Annotated in this window: 15 protein-coding genes and 1 pseudogene; 13 read left to right on the forward strand and 3 right to left on the reverse strand. The window is 65.4% G+C overall.

Going from position 1 to position 15,261, the window contains the following annotated elements:
- The first annotated feature begins 69 nt into the window (after positions 1 to 69).
- Positions 70 to 798: a hypothetical protein gene (locus tag ABH933_RS44035; RefSeq protein WP_429428864.1), complete on the forward strand. Its 729-nt coding sequence runs from the start codon at positions 70 to 72 to the stop codon at positions 796 to 798.
- A gap of 56 nt (positions 799 to 854) precedes the next feature.
- Here the strand turns inward: ABH933_RS44035 and ABH933_RS44040 are convergent, their stop codons facing one another.
- Complete coding sequence (locus ABH933_RS44040; RefSeq protein WP_429428866.1) at positions 855 to 1,505, reverse strand: TetR/AcrR family transcriptional regulator; 651 nt, start codon at positions 1,503 to 1,505, stop codon at positions 855 to 857.
- Between the two features lie 156 nt (positions 1,506 to 1,661).
- Here ABH933_RS44040 and ABH933_RS44045 point away from each other — a divergent pair, with 156 nt between their 5' ends.
- The 12 genes from ABH933_RS44045 to ABH933_RS44100 all read left to right on the forward strand — a co-directional run bounded on the left by ABH933_RS44045 (position 1,662) and on the right by ABH933_RS44100 (position 14,408).
- Positions 1,662 to 2,897 carry an acetyl-CoA C-acyltransferase gene (locus ABH933_RS44045; RefSeq protein WP_429428868.1) on the forward strand — a complete coding sequence of 412 codons (1,236 nt, stop codon included), beginning with the start codon at positions 1,662 to 1,664 and terminating at the stop codon, positions 2,895 to 2,897.
- Complete coding sequence (locus ABH933_RS44050) at positions 2,894 to 4,042, forward strand: acyl-CoA dehydrogenase family protein (protein ID WP_429428870.1); 1,149 nt, start codon at positions 2,894 to 2,896, stop codon at positions 4,040 to 4,042. Before ABH933_RS44045 ends, ABH933_RS44050 begins: the two co-directional genes overlap by 4 nt.
- 205 nt (positions 4,043 to 4,247) lie before the next feature.
- Complete coding sequence (locus tag ABH933_RS44055; RefSeq protein ID WP_429428871.1) at positions 4,248 to 5,444, forward strand: CaiB/BaiF CoA transferase family protein; 1,197 nt, start codon at positions 4,248 to 4,250, stop codon at positions 5,442 to 5,444.
- Positions 5,445 to 5,452: 8 nt separating this feature from the next.
- Positions 5,453 to 5,956 (forward strand): MaoC family dehydratase, encoded by a 504-nt coding sequence (locus ABH933_RS44060; RefSeq protein ID WP_429428873.1) that lies wholly within the window; start codon positions 5,453 to 5,455, stop codon positions 5,954 to 5,956.
- The gene (locus tag ABH933_RS44065) at positions 5,953 to 6,405 is read left to right on the forward strand and encodes an acyl dehydratase (RefSeq protein WP_429428875.1); all 453 of its coding nucleotides are present in this window, start codon (positions 5,953 to 5,955) and stop codon (positions 6,403 to 6,405) included. The genes ABH933_RS44060 and ABH933_RS44065 overlap by 4 nt, the downstream gene beginning before the upstream one ends.
- 29 nt (positions 6,406 to 6,434) lie before the next feature.
- The gene (locus tag ABH933_RS44070; RefSeq protein WP_429428892.1) at positions 6,435 to 8,249 is read left to right on the forward strand and encodes an acyclic terpene utilization AtuA family protein; all 1,815 of its coding nucleotides are present in this window, start codon (positions 6,435 to 6,437) and stop codon (positions 8,247 to 8,249) included.
- Entirely contained in the window at positions 8,246 to 8,578 is a 333-nt protein-coding gene (locus ABH933_RS44075; RefSeq protein WP_429428877.1) for a DUF7508 domain-containing protein, read from the forward strand. The genes ABH933_RS44070 and ABH933_RS44075 overlap by 4 nt, the downstream gene beginning before the upstream one ends.
- A gap of 10 nt (positions 8,579 to 8,588) precedes the next feature.
- A complete protein-coding gene (locus ABH933_RS44080) occupies positions 8,589 to 9,773 on the forward strand; it encodes an acyl-CoA dehydrogenase family protein (RefSeq protein ID WP_429428879.1) in 1,185 nt (394 codons plus the stop codon).
- Positions 9,774 to 9,786: 13 nt separating this feature from the next.
- Positions 9,787 to 11,421: an amidase gene (locus ABH933_RS44085; RefSeq protein ID WP_429428881.1), complete on the forward strand. Its 1,635-nt coding sequence runs from the start codon at positions 9,787 to 9,789 to the stop codon at positions 11,419 to 11,421.
- Between the two features lie 61 nt (positions 11,422 to 11,482).
- On the forward strand, positions 11,483 to 12,424 hold the full coding sequence (locus ABH933_RS44090; RefSeq protein WP_429428882.1) for a cyclase family protein: 942 nt from the start codon (positions 11,483 to 11,485) through the stop codon (positions 12,422 to 12,424).
- A gap of 78 nt (positions 12,425 to 12,502) precedes the next feature.
- Positions 12,503 to 13,648: a thiolase family protein gene (locus tag ABH933_RS44095; protein WP_429428884.1), complete on the forward strand. Its 1,146-nt coding sequence runs from the start codon at positions 12,503 to 12,505 to the stop codon at positions 13,646 to 13,648.
- Between the two features lie 457 nt (positions 13,649 to 14,105).
- Complete coding sequence (locus ABH933_RS44100; protein ID WP_429455311.1) at positions 14,106 to 14,408, forward strand: hypothetical protein; 303 nt, start codon at positions 14,106 to 14,108, stop codon at positions 14,406 to 14,408.
- Here ABH933_RS44100 and ABH933_RS44105 read toward each other — a convergent pair.
- Together ABH933_RS44105 and ABH933_RS44110 are read right to left on the reverse strand one after the other, a co-directional pair.
- Positions 14,386 to 14,967, reverse strand: a complete 582-nt coding sequence (locus tag ABH933_RS44105) for a class IV adenylate cyclase (RefSeq protein ID WP_429428886.1) — start codon at positions 14,965 to 14,967, stop codon at positions 14,386 to 14,388. The two genes, ABH933_RS44100 and ABH933_RS44105, sit on opposite strands and share 23 nt — an antisense overlap.
- A gap of 54 nt (positions 14,968 to 15,021) precedes the next feature.
- Positions 15,022 to 15,261: pseudogene (locus ABH933_RS44110) on the reverse strand (IS3 family transposase); the annotation flags it as partial.

The following is a 15,261-nucleotide window of genomic DNA, read 5'->3' on the forward strand; positions in this document are numbered from 1 at the left end:
GCAATTCTTCGTGTAGGTGATGTGGACCGTCTGCGTCAGCCATATATTTGTGTAATTTGAGGAACTTCGATGAAGAAGACAGGCATGACCGCGATAGTGGCGATCGCGGCAACGGCGACCCTGACACTGGCCGGAGCGACCGCGGCCGCGGATCCGGGCAACCAGAACGACAATTCGGTCCTGACCACCCCGATCGCGCCGGGTGTTAGCTACACAGCGAGCGTGGTCGACCGATCGGTCGTCGTCAGTACCGACTCCGGATCGTTGACCGTGCGGGGGAACCAGTTCCAGGTCCTCGATGCCGCGGGTGATCTGATCGGCGGTATCCCGCTGACCTATCAGCGAGACGGGAAGGACTGGCCGATCGCGGCAAAGATCGACGGCCGTACGGCCAGGTTGATGCCGAGTACCGATCCTGCCGATGCCCGGCCGGCGAGCAGGGCACCGATGCTGAGGGATGTCGATGCGGCCTCCGACACATTGTTCAACCAAGCGGTCTCCAATGCCTTCATCGAAGTCTCACTGGGAACCGCGCTCGGCACGTTGATCGGGACCGCGATCGGTGCCGGTATCGGCTGTGTTGCCGGAGGAGCGGCCGTCGGTGCCGCAGCCGGGGTACCGACCGTTGGCGTACTTGCCATTCCGGGATTCCTCGGCGGGTGTATCGCCACTGCGGCGGTGACCGGACCTATCGGCGGCATGATCGGCATGGCGACAGTCGGCGTACCGGTCGCGATCGCCGCGGCCGTCCAGTACTACAACACCATCAACAAACCCGCCCCGGCACCCGCGTCGTAGCAGGAACGGTAGGGGTACGGCGACCGGGTTTCGGACCGCCGTACCCCTACGAAGATTCACACAATGACGCCGCGAACGGCGTATTCGGCGATTTCCGCGGCAATTCGCTGCCGTTCGTCCGCCGAGTCTCGCGGCCCGTCCGGCTGGAACCACACGTGCATCCAGTTCACCGTGCCCAGGAGGGCCTTGACGAGAAGGTTCACATCGGCGTCCCGGAACGCGCCGGCCGCGATGCCGTCCTCCATCACCTGCACGTAATACGCCTCGAACTGCCGCCGCATCTCGAAGATCCGTGCGATCGCGTCGTCCTTGTGACGGCCCTCGGCGGCAAGTCCCATCTCGATGTGATGCTGTGCAGGACCCATATACGTGGCTCGATTCATCAGGTGCATCGCGTGCCGATGCACCATCTCGCGCAACTTCTCCGCCGGGCCGATATCGTCCCGCTCGGCCGTCGGTCCCACTGCTTCCAGTGCCCATTCGAGCGCCTGATGGTGGATTCCGATGAACAAATCACCCTTGGTCCGAAAGTAGTGGTAGATCCGTCCTTTTGTACACCCCAGCACATCGGCCACGTCATCGATCGAGGTGGCCGCGAACCCTCGTTCCGAAAACGCCTTCGCCGCCGCGTCGAGAATCTCGCCGGCGCTCGCCCGCTTCTTCGGGTCCAGTTCACTGACCCGGCCATTGCCAAACCCCTGCGTCACGCTCTACATACTACTCGGACGGATGCTTTGTCGTGGCATGCCGGGCTGTAAGCGCGGCGCCGCACTGCCGAATCGCCGCCAACAATCTCGTGACAACCTACGCGGTAGTATGTCACACTGTGTGCGCTGAAGCACGACACGGAGAAATGGGTCTACATGCAAGACGTCGTCATCGTCGATGCTGTCCGATCGCCTATCGGCAAGCGGAACGGCGGGCTGGCTGGCACGCACTCGAACGAGTTGCTCGGCGATGTACTCGCCGGCCTGCTCGAGCGGAACAACCTCACCGGTGCCGAGGTCGATCACGTGGTGGGTGGGTGCGTTCTGCAATTGGGTATGCAGGCTGCGAACGTCACGCGCAACGCGTGGCTCAGCGCCGGCCTCCCGCTGGAGGTGCCGGCAGCGACGGTGAACGCGCAGTGCGGCTCCTCTCAGGAGGCTCTGCTGATGGCCCACGCTCAGATCGCCGGCGGGTTTGCCGACGTCGCGATCGCCTGCGGTGTCGAGGTGATGAGCCGGATTCCGCTGGGCAGCAACATGCCCGCGGACGGGCCGTACGGCAACCCGCGTGGTGGCCGATACGCCGGCGTGCACGAGCCCACGATCCAGTTCGAGGGGGCCGACCGGATCGCCGAACGCTGGAACCTGAGCCGCGACGTGCTCGATCGGTTCGCGAAGACATCACAGGATCGGGCCGCGTTCGCGTGGGAGCAGGATCGGTTCGGCGCCCAGATCATTCCTGTGCAGGCCCCGATGCTCGACGACCAGGGCGTCGTTGTCGGAACGAAGACGATCGCCCGCGACGAGGGCATCCGGCCGACGACGGCCGAGGGCCTCGCAGGGCTGCGGACCGTCCAGCCTGCTCGGGACCCGGCGAGCCGCCACACCGCGGGGAATTCGTCGCAGGTCTCGGACGGCGCGAGCGCGGTGCTACTCATGAGCCGTGCGAAGGCGGATCGGCTGGGCCTGCCGGCGCGGGCACGCATCATCGATTCGGTCCTCGTCGGTTCGGACCCGGTCCTGATGCTGACCGGGCCGATACCGGCGACCGCGAAGATCCTGACCCGAACCGGCCTCGCGCTGCCGGACATCGACGTCGTCGAGATCAACGAGGCGTTCGCGTCGGTCGTCTGCGCTTGGGCCGCGGAGTACGACGCCGATATGGATCGGGTGAACGTCAACGGCGGTGCGATCGCCCTGGGGCACCCGGTCGGTGCCACCGGCACGATCCTGGTCACGAAGGCGCTCTACGAACTCGAGCGAACCGGCGGTCGCTATGGACTGATCACGATGTGCTGTGGGGGCGGGCTCGGAACGGGCACGATCATCGAACGCCTCTCGCCGCAGGGCGTGGCTTTCACTCGGACTGCGCAGCGAGGTAGAGACATATGACCGACACTCAGGTACGGCCGTGGATGACCGGCGAAGCGGCCGATCTGTTCGCGATGGCCACGGATTTCTTTGGGCGCGAGGTTCCCGCCAATCGGGAGAAGTGGGAGGCCCAGCGGCACGTCGACCGCTCCTTCTGGCGCAAGTGCGGCGAACTCGGACTGCTGTGCGCGAGCGTCCCGGCCCGGTACGGCGGTGGTGGCGGGACCTTTCTGCACCAGGCGACGATTCAGGAGGCGTACGCCCGCCTCGGCGACCGATCGTGGGGAAACACGATCCACAGTGGCATCGTCGCCGACTACATCGCCGAATACGGAACCGACGAGCAGCGGCGACGGTGGCTGCCGAAAATGGCCACCGGTGACATGATCGGCGCACTGGCCATGACCGAGCCGTCCGCCGGTTCGGACCTCAAGGCGATTCGCACCAGAGCCGTACGCACGGATCAGGGGTGGCGCATCAGTGGGACCAAGATCTTCATCACCAACGGGGGGAGCGCCGATCTGGTGCTCGTCGCGTGTTCCACCGACCCGTCGAAAGGCGCCAAGGGTATTTCTCTCATTGTCGTCGAGACGAGAGATGCCGCCGGATTCACTCGCGGCCGTGTCCTGGACAAGATCGGTCAGCACGGCGCGGACACGACCGAACTCTTCTTCGACGATGTCGTCGTTCCGCAGGACAATCTGCTCGGCCAGGAGGGCGGCGGATTCGCGATCATGATGGGCAAGCTCCCGCAGGAGCGCCTGATGATCGGTATTACCGCGGTGAATGCCACGGAGCTGGCCGTCGCGGTCACCACGGACTATGTGAAACAACGAAAGGCATTCGGCGGCGCCCTGCTGGACAAGCAGCACGTCCGCTTCGAATTGGCCGAATGTGCGACGCTCGCGAAGGTCGCGCGGGTATTCCTCGACGAGTGCATACGCACACACCTGTCGGCAGGGTTGGACCTTCCGACCTCGTCGATGTGCAAATGGTGGCTCACCGACGTCCAATGTCAGGTGATCGACAGATGCTTGCAGTTGCACGGTGGCTACGGCTATATGACCGAGTACACGATCGCTCGGCTCTACGCCGACGCCCGGGCTCAGCGCATCTACGGCGGCACCAATGAGATTCAGAAAGAGCTGATCGCGCGGTCGCTGTGACCTCGAGGAAAGGCGACTGGGCGGTCTTGACGAAATGTCCTACGGAGTAGTATGTTTTGCTGACGCCTCCCGGCAGTTAATTCCCGGCAGCTGGTTTGAGCCTCGCCGCTTACGAGCTGTCGGACGACCAGGGTTCTTCGGACGAAGAACGCACAATCGCGATGACATCTTCGTTCATCGCACTGTCCTCGAGGGAGGATTTTCGGTGGCAATACAGCGGGCTCTCGACGGTATCGTCGTGCTGGACCTCAGCCAGGTCTACAACGGTCCCTACTGCACCATGCTGCTGGCTCAGCTCGGTGCGGAGATCATCAAGATCGAACCGTTCGGCGGCGAGCCTGTGCGGTGGCGGGTCGTGGGCGAGCAGCAGACCGCAGCGTTCGACCTGCTCAACGGCGGGAAGAAAAGCCTGCGGCTGAATCTCAAGAATCCGCGCGGGCGGCAGCTGTTCCTGCGTTTGGTCGAGCGTGCGGACGTGGTCGTCGAGAACTTCAGCCCCGGCACCCTGGCGCGCCTGTCCCTGGGCTACGACGTCCTGGCCCAGGCCAACGAGCGGATCATCCTCGCATCCGGGCGCGGGTACGGTGCCGGCACGCCCCAGGCCACGCAGCGTGCGATGGACCTGACGATCCAGGCGATGACGGGAGTCATGGCGACCACGGGGCAGCCCGATCAGCCGCCGACCAAAGCCGGTCCCGCGATCGCGGACTTCTCCGGCGGCACGCACCTGATGGCGGCGATCACCACGGCACTGTATCAGCGCACCGTGACCGGGCGGGGCCAGCACGTCGAGGTCGCGATGCAGGACACCGTCGTCCCGTCGCTGACCTCGAGCATCGCTGGCTATCTCGACAGCGGGGGCAGCCTGCCGGAGCGGACGGGCAACAAACACAGCGGATTGGCCGTGTGCCCGTACAACGTCTATCCGGCCGCGGACGGCTGGGTGGCGATCCTGTGTATGACCGACGCGCACTGGAATTCGCTCTGCCGGCTCATGGAGCGCGGGGATCTCGCTGATGATCCGGCGTTCGCCTCTCCGCCCGCTCGCGTGGCACAGATGGACAAGCTCGACGAGATCGTCGCCACGTGGACCTCGCAAGCCAGTCGGGAGGATGTCGTCCAGCGGTTGCAAGCCGTGGGGGTGCCTTGCGCGCCGGTACTCGGTCTGTCCGACGTCATGAACGGGCCACTCGTTGGCGCCGACGGCATGATCAGGCCGGTCCGCGATGCGGCTGGGCGCGAATCCTACGTCTTCGGAAGCCCGTTGCATCTGGCTGCGTCGGCGCCGATGCCGGCCACCGCCGCGCCCGCACTCGGCGCCCACACCGAGGATGTCCTGCGTGAGCAACTGGGCATGGACGCCACCGAAGTTCTGCAGCTGCGTGACGACAACGTTGTTTAGGAGAGACCATGCCCGTTGATGAGGAACTGCTGGAGTCGATCCGCACCAGTATCGGCACCGAGATCACCCATTCGATCGGACCGATCACCGGCCTGATGATCCGGCGGTACGCGCGGGCGATCGGCGAGACGAACCCGATGTACTACGACACCGAATTCGCGCGCAGCCGCGGGCATGCGGATATCGTGGCGCCACCCAATCTGGTGACCGCGGTCAGCTGCTGGGACGAAGGCCCGGCGGAGGAGGACCTGCGCACAGACGGCGTGCCGAAGGACGTGCAACTGGATGGTCTGCCCACCAGTGGCGTTCGCGTGATGGGTGGGGGAGAAGACATGGAGTTCCACGCACCCATTACCGCCGGTACGACGGTTGTGGAGCGATCGACGATGATCGATGCCGAGCTGCGTCAGGGACGTAAGGGGCAATTCATTGTCGTCAGTTACCGGCACGAGTTTGTCGACGAAGTCGGGAAACCATTGCTGACATCGACACGGAAGGTTCTTCTCCGATGAATAGCTCGATCGCTGCCACCAGCCGTGATCTCCGGTTCGCCGCGGTCCGCGTCGGTGACCGATTGCCGGAAATGCGTCATACTCCGACCCGGCTACAGGTATTCAGATACAGCGCGGTGACATGGAATACCCATCGCATTCATTTCGACAGCGACTATGCGGCGGTCGAGGGTTATCCCGATGTTCTCGTCCAATCGCATCTGCACGGCGCATTTCTGGCGCGGTTGTGTACGGATTGGATGGGTGGGGGTGGATGCCTGACGAGGCTCGAGGTGACCGTTCGACGTTATGCGGTTCCCGGCGATGTTCTCATCTGCGGTGGCGTGGTCACCGGTGTCGAGCGCGCCGGCGAAGACCAGGGAGTCGTCCATCTCGACCTGAACGAAACCCGGGAGTCCGACCGGACGGTGTGCGCAGTCGCGACCGCCACCGTCGCACTGCCACTGTGATCATGAACGATGCTACAAAGAAGGTGAAAATGCCGGCAACACGCGATATCCTCCGAATCGGGAACTGTTCAGGATATTACGGTGATCGTTTTTCCGCCGCCCGTGAGATGGTCGAGGACGGACCATTGGATGTCCTGACCGGTGACTACCTCGCCGAACTCACCATGTTGATTCTCTGGAAGAGCCGGCAGCGCGATACGGCCGGTGGCTATGCGACGACCTTTCTGAAACAGATGGAGCAGATACTCGGAATCTGCATCGATCGCAATATCCGGGTTGTCACCAACGCCGGCGGGCTCAATCCCGGCGGGCTCGCGGCGGAACTCGGGCGGCTGGCCGAGAAACTCGGACTGCATCCCAGCATCGCGCACATCGAAGGCGACGACCTGCTCGACCGCATTCCGGATCTGCAGCAGCAGGGGCATCCCCTCGCCCATCTCGGCACGGGGAAGACCCTCGCCGACGCGGGAGTCGAGCCGGTGACAGCGAATGCCTACCTCGGAGCGTCGGGGATCACCGAAGCGCTTCGGGCGGGCGCCGACATCGTGGTCTGCCCGAGGGTGACCGATGCCTCGCTGGTGGTCGGGCCCGCGGCCTGGGCATTCGACTGGCACCCCGATGATTGGGACCGGCTCGCCGGCGCCGTGGTCGCCGGGCACATCCTCGAATGCGGACCCCAGGCGACCGGCGGTAACTACTCGTTCTTCACCGAGCTGCCGAACGCCCGACGCCTGGGCTACCCGCTGGCGGAGATCGCGGCGGACGGCTCGTGCGTGATCACCAAGCACCCCGGCACGGGGGGCGCGGTGACGGTCGAGACGGTCACGGCACAGATTCTCTACGAGATCGCCGCGCCGGACTACCTCAACCCCGACGTCGTCGCCCGGTTCGACACCATCGACCTGTCCAGCGACGGCCCCGACCGGGTGAAGGTCAGCGGAGTGCGTGGCCGTCCCGCGCCCGATACCGCCAAGGTGTGCCTGAATTACCACGGAGGGTACCGCAACAGCGCCACGTTCATCGTCACCGGGCTCGACATCGAGTCCAAGGCCGACTTCGCTGTCCGGTGTCTCGACGACGCCTTCGGAGGGCTGGATACGTTCGCGGAGACCGACATTCGACTGATGCGCACCGACACTCCGGACGCGCCGGACAACGTCGGGGCCGAGGCTCGCCTCCGGGTGACAGTGAAGGACCCCGACGAACGCACAGCGGGCCGCCGCTTCTTCAACGCCGTCGCGGAATTCGGCCTCGGGACCTACCCGGGCATGTACGTCGAGCGGGCCGAACGCTCGGCCAGCGCCTATGGCGTCTACTGGCCGGCGCTGGTACCCGTCGACGTCCTCGATCCCGCGGTGGTGTTCCAGGACGGCCGGCGGCTGGCCGTGCCGCGCCCGCCCACCGAGAAGTACGAGGCACGCACCAGTGATGTGCTGGCCGCAAGGCGGGCGAGCGACGGCGACACGGTGTCTGTCCCGCTGGGCCGACTCGTCGGAGCGCGATCCGGGGACAAGGGCGGCGACGCCAACATCGGATTCTGGGCGCGCTCGGACGAGGCGTACGAGTGGTTGCGCGGCTACCTCGACGAAGGGCGGCTGCGCGGACTGCTCACCGAGGCCGCAGGGCTGGACATCGACCGGTACGAGCTGCCCAACCTGCGGGCGATCAACTTCGTCGTGCACGGTCTGCTCGGTGACGGGGTCGCCGCGACAACACGCCCGGATCCGCAGGCCAAGGGACTGGCCGAATACGTGCGTTCGCGCTTCGTGGAGATTCCGCGGGCGCTCCTGCCCGACGGCTACGTGGTCGCCGGTGACGCACCAGAGGAGGCAGCAGCCAAATGAGTATTGCCATGACCAAGGCGTGGACGCCGCTCACGGCGGAGAATATCGCCGGGGTACCCGCATCGGTCGGTGTCTTCGAAGTGTCCGACGGAAGCGACATCATCGCGATCGACTTCGCGGGCGGCAAGAGCCTGTTCGGTCTACGCGGTGCGCTGAAGGAATGGCTCGAGAAGCGACCGGAATTGTCGTTTCGATACGAGCGGACCAATGCCTATCTTTCTCGCTATCGCGAGCTCGTACAGGTTTTCACGAACGAATTCGGTGGGCCTCCCGGGAATCTGGCAGGCGCAGACGCCCCGACCGGGCGCATCCGACTGAATTCACACTGAAGGAGCAATCATGGGCTTTGCCATCACAGACGTGCAACGAACTCTGATCGATAACGTGCGGCGGTTCGTCCGCACCGAGATCATCCCGTTGGAATTGGAACTCGACCCCGACGAGAGCGAGGTGAGTAAGCCGGTACTGGAACGGCTTGTCGCCAAGACCAAGCAGATGGGGCTGCACAATCTCGACGTGCCGGAAGAATTCGGTGGGGTCGGTGCGGATACCGTGACCCGTACATTGCTGGCCATGGAGATGGCGCAGCATCGCGCCGGCTTGTACTCCCCGTGCTACGCCGCATTCGGTCAGCAGGACATGGCACAGCTGTACGAGGCGACCGACGCGCAGAAGGAACGGTATCTGTACCCGATCCTGCGCGGCGAGAAGAGTTCGTTCTTCGCGCTCACCGAACCGTCCGGCGGGAGCGACCCCGCCCGGTCGATTCAGACCCGGGCGAAGCAGGACGGCTCGGACTGGATCATCAACGGCAGCAAGGTGTTCATCAGCGGGGCCGACACCGCCGATTTCGGGCTGGTTTTCGCCCGCACCGGCGACCCGGGATCCGGGCGCGACGGCATCACGTGCTTCATCGTCGATGCCGATACCCCCGGGTTCTACGTCCGCCGGGTCATCCACACGCTGCGGTCCGGCCACTATCCGACCGAGTTGTCGTTCGAGGACGTCCGGGTGCCTGCCGCGAATGTGCTCGGCGAAGTCGGTGGGGGCTTCGCGATGGCGAACGGGCGTCTCACCAAGAACCGCATCCCTTATGCCGCGGGCTGTGTGGGTGTGGCGATGGCGGCACACCGCATGGCGGTGGAGTACGCGGGCACCCGCGCGGTCTTCGGCGCGAAACTCGCCGATCACGAGGGTATTCAGTGGATGCTCGTCGACAACGAGATCGATCTGCGGTCGGCGGCCTTCATCGTCCTGGACGCCGCGGAACGTGCTGACAGCGGGCAGCCCTTCCGTACCGAGGTGGCCATCGCCAAGATCGTCGCGACCGAGGCGGCCGGCCGGGTGGTCGACCGTGCCATCCAGATTCACGGTGGGTACGGAGTGACGAAGGACCTTCCGCTCGAGCGCTGGTACCGCGAACTGCGGATCCGGCGGATCGGAGAGGGCACCACCGAGACCCAGAAGATGATCGTCAGCCGCGATATGCTTCGCAGCCGCTACCGGGGCCTGCTCGACCGATGATGCCGGGTGCGCGATGACATCGGACGAACAGCGCGTACAGGCGCTGTTGGATCTCGTTGGCCTGACTGTCGATGCCGACGAGCTGGCATCCGTTGCGAGAGACTATCCCGTACTGCGGGACCAGCTCGACCAGCTACACCGCACGGCCACCGATGGTATCGCCCGCGATACCTCGATTCCGAAGGCATTTCCCGCGGGCACGGCCGACCTCTCGTGCCCGCAGGTCAGCGCGACGACGATCGAGGCGACCGCCGCCTCGTTGCGCGACGGAACGAGTTCCGTGGCCGAACTAGTGACCGGCGTGTTCGCGCGCATCGATCGCCGCGACGAAACGCTCGGGGCCTACGTCGGCACGTTCCGGGAGGCGGCGCTCGAGGCGGCGGACCGGGCGGACCGCGAGCTTGCTGCCGGCCACGATCGTGGTCCGCTGCACGGGATCCCGCTCAACGTCAAGGACGTCATCGCGACGGTCGAGGGACCTACCCGGGCGAACAGTCTTGTGCCGCCGCCGCATTGGCGGGGCGATCGCGACGCGGCGGTCGTGGCACGGCTGCGGAAGGCCGGAGCGATCGTCGTGGGCAAGACGACGACGAACGAGTTCGCGCTCGGCCCGAACGACCCCGCCAAGGGCTTTCCGATCCCGCGCAATGCGTGGTCCTCGGATCGCTATGCCGGTGGGTCGAGTTCCGGCTCGGCCATCGCGATCGCGTCCGGCATGGCCCTGGGCGGAGTCGGGACCGACACGTCGGGCTCGATCAGACACCCTGCCGCCCTGAACGGTGTGACCGGGCTCAAGGTGAGCTTCGGGCGCGTCCCGACCAGCGGGGTGGTGCCACTCGCCCCGACTCTCGACACGGTCGGACCGATCGCGCGGTCCGCGCGGGACTGCGCGCTGCTGCTGCAGGTCATGGCGGGCCACGACCCGAGCGACCCGGAATCGAGCCGGCAGCCGGTTCCGCGGTACCTCGAGGCGATGGATGGTGTGCTGCGGGGCCTGCGGATCGGCTGGCCGAAGCACTACTTCTTCAGCGCGGGGAACATCTCCGGCCCGGTCGAACTCGGGGTCACCGCGGCGATCGCCGGGTTACGAGAGGGCGGCGCGACCGTGTCGGAGGTGAACCTGCCCACCGCCGATATGGCCAGGATCGCGAATACGGTCGTGCTGCTGGGCGAGGCGTTGGCCTATCACCGCGACGATGCGGTGGCGCGGTGGGCCGACTACGGGATCTACCTGCGGGGACTGCTCGCGCGCGGCGCCCTGTTCACCGCTGCGGACTACGTCCAGGCGAAGAAGATCGCCGCGCTGTTCCGGCACGAGGTGGCCGAGGCGATGCGCGACTGCGACGTGCTCGTCCTGCCGACCATGCCGACCGGCGCACGGTTACTCGACGAGACCGACCCCACGATGATGGATCGCTGGTCGAGTGCATCGTTCACCTCACAGTGGAACCTCGCGGGCCTGCCGGCATGCGCCGTTCCAGTCGGCTTCGACAGCGCCGGCATGCCCGTCTCGATGCAGATCATCGGACGGCCGTTCGACGAGGCCACCGTCTTGCGGGTCGCCGACGCCCACCAGCGATCGACGAACTTCCATCTGATGGTTCCGGACGACCGGCCGACTACCCGACACACCGACGACCGCCCCTGATCGGGCGAACCCTATCACTACGGCAATCCCTGCAGCAGTGTCGCACAAAGGAGTTCAACACATGGCTGACAATCCCGCCTCCGGCGCCGGCCGCCGAGTAGCCACGAGCCCGTACGGGCCTGATGACCAGATCGGCCGGCTCAATTTGATGACCCCGGAATCCCGGGCCGCCGTCATCAGCAAAATCGATGCCACGCAGATGTTCGATCTGTCCGTGGACTACTTCATCGGCATGCCGTCGTGGCAGACGATCGGTGACCCGCCATACCAGATCTGGATGACCCACACACCGCACGGCAATGTGATCGAGGAGTTGCCGGGCGTCTCGGGGGAGATGACGGAGTACATCAGCTACTCCGGCGACGCGATGTCGATGTACACCCATACCGGCACCCACATCGACACCCTCAACCACTACGGCTACCACGGCCGCATCTACAACAACTTCACCGAGCGGGAGCATCTGGGCAGCCGGAACTGGCAGGTTTCGGGCGCCGACAAGATGCCGCCGATCGTGGCTCGCGGCGTCCTGCTCGACTTCGCCGGTCTGCGCGGCGTCGACATGCTGCCGGATCAGTACGGGATCACCCCCGAGGAGATCGACGAATGCCTCGACAGCCAAGGCGTCGATGTCCAGCTCGGCGACGTCGTACTGGTCAGGACGGGCCGGATGCGGGAGTGGCCGGACACGGTGAAGTGGGGCGACAACCCGCCCGGGCTGACCCGTGCCGCGGCGGTGCACCTCGTCGAGAAGGGCGCGATGATCGTCGGTTCCGACACCATGTGCGTCGAGCAGGGACCGTCGACCGACCCGGACAACTACACCCCGGTACACACCTACTTGCTGGCCGAGGCGGGTGCGCCCCTGATCGAGGTGCTCAATCTGGAAGAACTGGCGGGGGCGAAGGTCTACGAGTTCGCGTTCTTCGCGGCGTGTCTGCGACTGCGGGGAGCGACCGGGTCGCCGCTGCGCCCGTGGGCATTTCCGTACCGGAAAGGGTGAGCCCGGCCGCGGCGCGGGTCACGAACACCCGGAGTCGAACGTAAAAGTCTACAAGCTAAGCACATTCAAGGAGATGTCATGCGAGATGCTGTCATTGTCGCGGCCACCCGATCGCCGATCGGTAAGCGGGCCGGAGCGCTGTCGGGAGTCCACCCCGCGGACCTGTCCGCGCGGGTACTCTCGGCGCTCGCCGAACGCGCGTCGTTGGATCCCGCGATAGTCGACGACGTGATCTGGGGCTGCGTCGGCCAGGTCGGTGAGCAGACGTTCGATATCGCGCGTACGTCGTTGTTGTCGGCGGGATGGCCGGAGTCGGTTCCCGGCACCACGGTCGACCGCCAGTGTGGCTCGTCCCAGCAGGCCATCCACTTCGCCGCCGCGGGCGTCGTCGCCGGGCATTACGACGTGGTCGTCGCAGGCGGAGTCGAGTCGATGTCGCGAGTCCCGATGGGCGCGGCGGTCGGTACCCAGTCCCCGCTCGGGGAGTTGTACGCGAAGCGATACGGGGACGGCATGCCGAACCAGGGTCTCGGGGCCGAGCAGATCGCCCGCGAATGGTCGCTCAGCCGTGCTCAACTCGATTCCTACTCGGAGCGGTCGCACCACCGGGCCGCGGCGGCGGTGGCCGCCGGGGCCTTCGACTCGCAGATCGCCGAGATCGAGACACCGGACGGGGTGGTGCGCGCCGACGAGGGAGTGCGGCCGGACTGCTCGGTCGAGACGTTGTCCGGGCTGCGCACGCCATTTCTCGAGGGCGGTGTCATCAGCGCCGGCAACAGCTCTCAGATCAGCGACGGCGCCGCTGCCCTACTGATCACCACCTCGGACATCGCGAAATCGCACGGTTGGAAGCCACTCGTGCGGATTCACACGGCCGTGGTGGTCGGCAGCGCGCCAACCATCATGCTCACCGGGCCGATCCCGGCGACTGCGAAGGTACTCGCGAAGGCGAACCTTGCCATCGGCGATATCGGCGCGTTCGAGGTGAACGAAGCGTTCGCCTCGGTGCCACTCGCATGGCAGGCCGAGTACAAGGTGCCCGAGGAAACGCTCAACCCACTCGGTGGTGCGATCGCCCTGGGACATCCGCTCGGCGGATCCGGCGCACGCATCGCCACCACCCTGATCAACCATATGACGGACCACGGAATCCGCTACGGACTCCAGACCATGTGTGAGGGTGGCGGTCAGGCGAACGCGACGATTTTCGAGCTCGTCGAATAGATATCCGCACGGCCGGTTGCGAGTGTTCATGCGCCGGTACGGTAGCTGGGGCGGATTGTCGAAGGAACACCAATCATCGTCGCGCCGTTGACAATCCGTCCCCGACTGGGTCTGCATTTCGCGGTCGCCAACTCGCTGGTGATCGCACTGCCTTCGTCGGCAGCCGGGACCGCTGGAGATCGTCGGCCAAGTCACGATTGACACCCTCGAGCCCTGAAAGACGCAGAACCGTTTTAGCGGGTATCTGAGAACTCGGTAGCTGGTCGGCGTGTGATGCCTGATATGTAGAGGGACTCCCGGTACGACTGGGATTACCACACCTTTCAGTTGTCGCTAAGAGTGAATCGCCCCGGGTTTGATGCGCACGGTGTGCATCGAACCCGGGGCGATTCAAGTCAGCTCGGCCAGCTGGGCAGGACGACGTCTTCGGCGCCGTCCAATTCCATAGGAGCCGGCGTTGGTGCTGCTGGTGACGCTGGCGCAGTTGTGCCTCATGCTGGTGCACCGCCTGCTGCCTCTGTTCTCGATACACCTGCTGCGCAGACCCCGGATCGACCAGCGGCCAGGGCAATTGCGGGGTCGAAGGGCTGCTACCGAGACCTGCTACCTCAGCGTCCTCGGTGCTGGCCTCAGGGGATTCCTGCTGGCCAGGGTCGTCCTGTTCCCCGCGTACCGCACGGCGATCGGCCATGGATCGACGATAGCTGCGCCGAGCACGGCCACGATGCTGAAGACAGTCAGACGGGTGGATGCTGCGTAGCGTTCGTTTCGGCTGCGGCGTTGAACAGGAGTGTCGGTTCGGTCAGGATGTCTCGGCCGTTCTCGGTTTTGTAGATTTCGTCCACGCTGCCGAAGCGGGCGTGGGCGTAGTCGAGGCCCAGGCCGGTGGCTGCGGCGCGGACGGCGGTCTCGTTCGGGCCTTCGATCTCGAGGAAGGCCGGCAGATCCGGCCAGGTGTCGATGTCGTAAATGACCTCGCCGAGTTGCCATTCCTCGCGGTAGTTCTCTTGATAGCGAACCTCCGTGGCGCCGAGGCGGGTGAGGATTTCGGCCATCGCGGCCAAGTCGCCGACGGTGGTTTCGATCTCGGTGGTGCCGTCGATGCTGGTGGCGTCGGTGACCTGTTTGAGTGTGAGGGTCGAGCGGGATCCTTCGTTCCGCAACCGCAGCCACGCCCCGCGCGCTAGCGTGTCGTTCTCGAATATTGTGCGGGTCAACAAGGTTCGCGGGAGTATCTGCTTCGCGCCGAGGGCGATGAGTGTGGCGCGGATGGCGTCGATGTCGATGGCGAGGAATTTCGCTTCGTATTCATGCTTCATCGAGGGCCGGGGGGGACTGCCCCGGATCTGATTGACTCGCGGGTTGTGGTGGTTTCAGGCCGCGAGTGAGGCCTGGTTCAGGGTCTCATACTCGACCGGGGTCAGCCGGGACAGCCCTCGCTGGCGCCGTCGGCGGTGGTAAGTCCGCTCGATCCAGCACACCATGGCCAGACGCAGGTCTTCCTTTGTGTCCCACCGCTTCCGGTCGAGCACGTTGCGTTGTAGCAGCGCGAACCACGACTCCATGGCCGAGTTGTCCGCGCATGCGGCGACCCGGCCCATGGAGCCTTGCAA

It is taken from the genome of Nocardia sp. GP40 (assembly GCF_050434125.1).
GTDB lineage: Bacteria > Actinomycetota > Actinomycetes > Mycobacteriales > Mycobacteriaceae > Nocardia > Nocardia albiluteola.

Bases quoted from the DNA above. Each gene is read 5' to 3' on its own strand.
- ABH933_RS44035 (WP_429428864.1), top strand. From the start codon at position 70: ATGAAGAAGACAGGCATGACCGCGATAGTGGCGATCGCGGCAACGGCG.
- ABH933_RS44045 (WP_429428868.1), top strand. From the start codon at position 1,662: ATGCAAGACGTCGTCATCGTCGATGCTGTCCGATCGCCTATCGGCAAG.
- ABH933_RS44050 (WP_429428870.1), top strand. From the start codon at position 2,894: ATGACCGACACTCAGGTACGGCCGTGGATGACCGGCGAAGCGGCCGAT.
- ABH933_RS44060 (WP_429428873.1), top strand. From the start codon at position 5,453: ATGCCCGTTGATGAGGAACTGCTGGAGTCGATCCGCACCAGTATCGGC.
- ABH933_RS44065 (WP_429428875.1), top strand. From the start codon at position 5,953: ATGAATAGCTCGATCGCTGCCACCAGCCGTGATCTCCGGTTCGCCGCG.
- ABH933_RS44070 (WP_429428892.1), top strand. From the start codon at position 6,435: ATGCCGGCAACACGCGATATCCTCCGAATCGGGAACTGTTCAGGATAT.
- ABH933_RS44075 (WP_429428877.1), top strand. From the start codon at position 8,246: ATGAGTATTGCCATGACCAAGGCGTGGACGCCGCTCACGGCGGAGAAT.
- ABH933_RS44080 (WP_429428879.1), top strand. From the start codon at position 8,589: ATGGGCTTTGCCATCACAGACGTGCAACGAACTCTGATCGATAACGTG.
- ABH933_RS44085 (WP_429428881.1), top strand. From the start codon at position 9,787: ATGACATCGGACGAACAGCGCGTACAGGCGCTGTTGGATCTCGTTGGC.
- ABH933_RS44090 (WP_429428882.1), top strand. From the start codon at position 11,483: ATGGCTGACAATCCCGCCTCCGGCGCCGGCCGCCGAGTAGCCACGAGC.
- ABH933_RS44095 (WP_429428884.1), top strand. From the start codon at position 12,503: ATGCGAGATGCTGTCATTGTCGCGGCCACCCGATCGCCGATCGGTAAG.
- ABH933_RS44105 (WP_429428886.1), bottom strand. From the start codon at position 14,967: ATGAAGCATGAATACGAAGCGAAATTCCTCGCCATCGACATCGACGCC.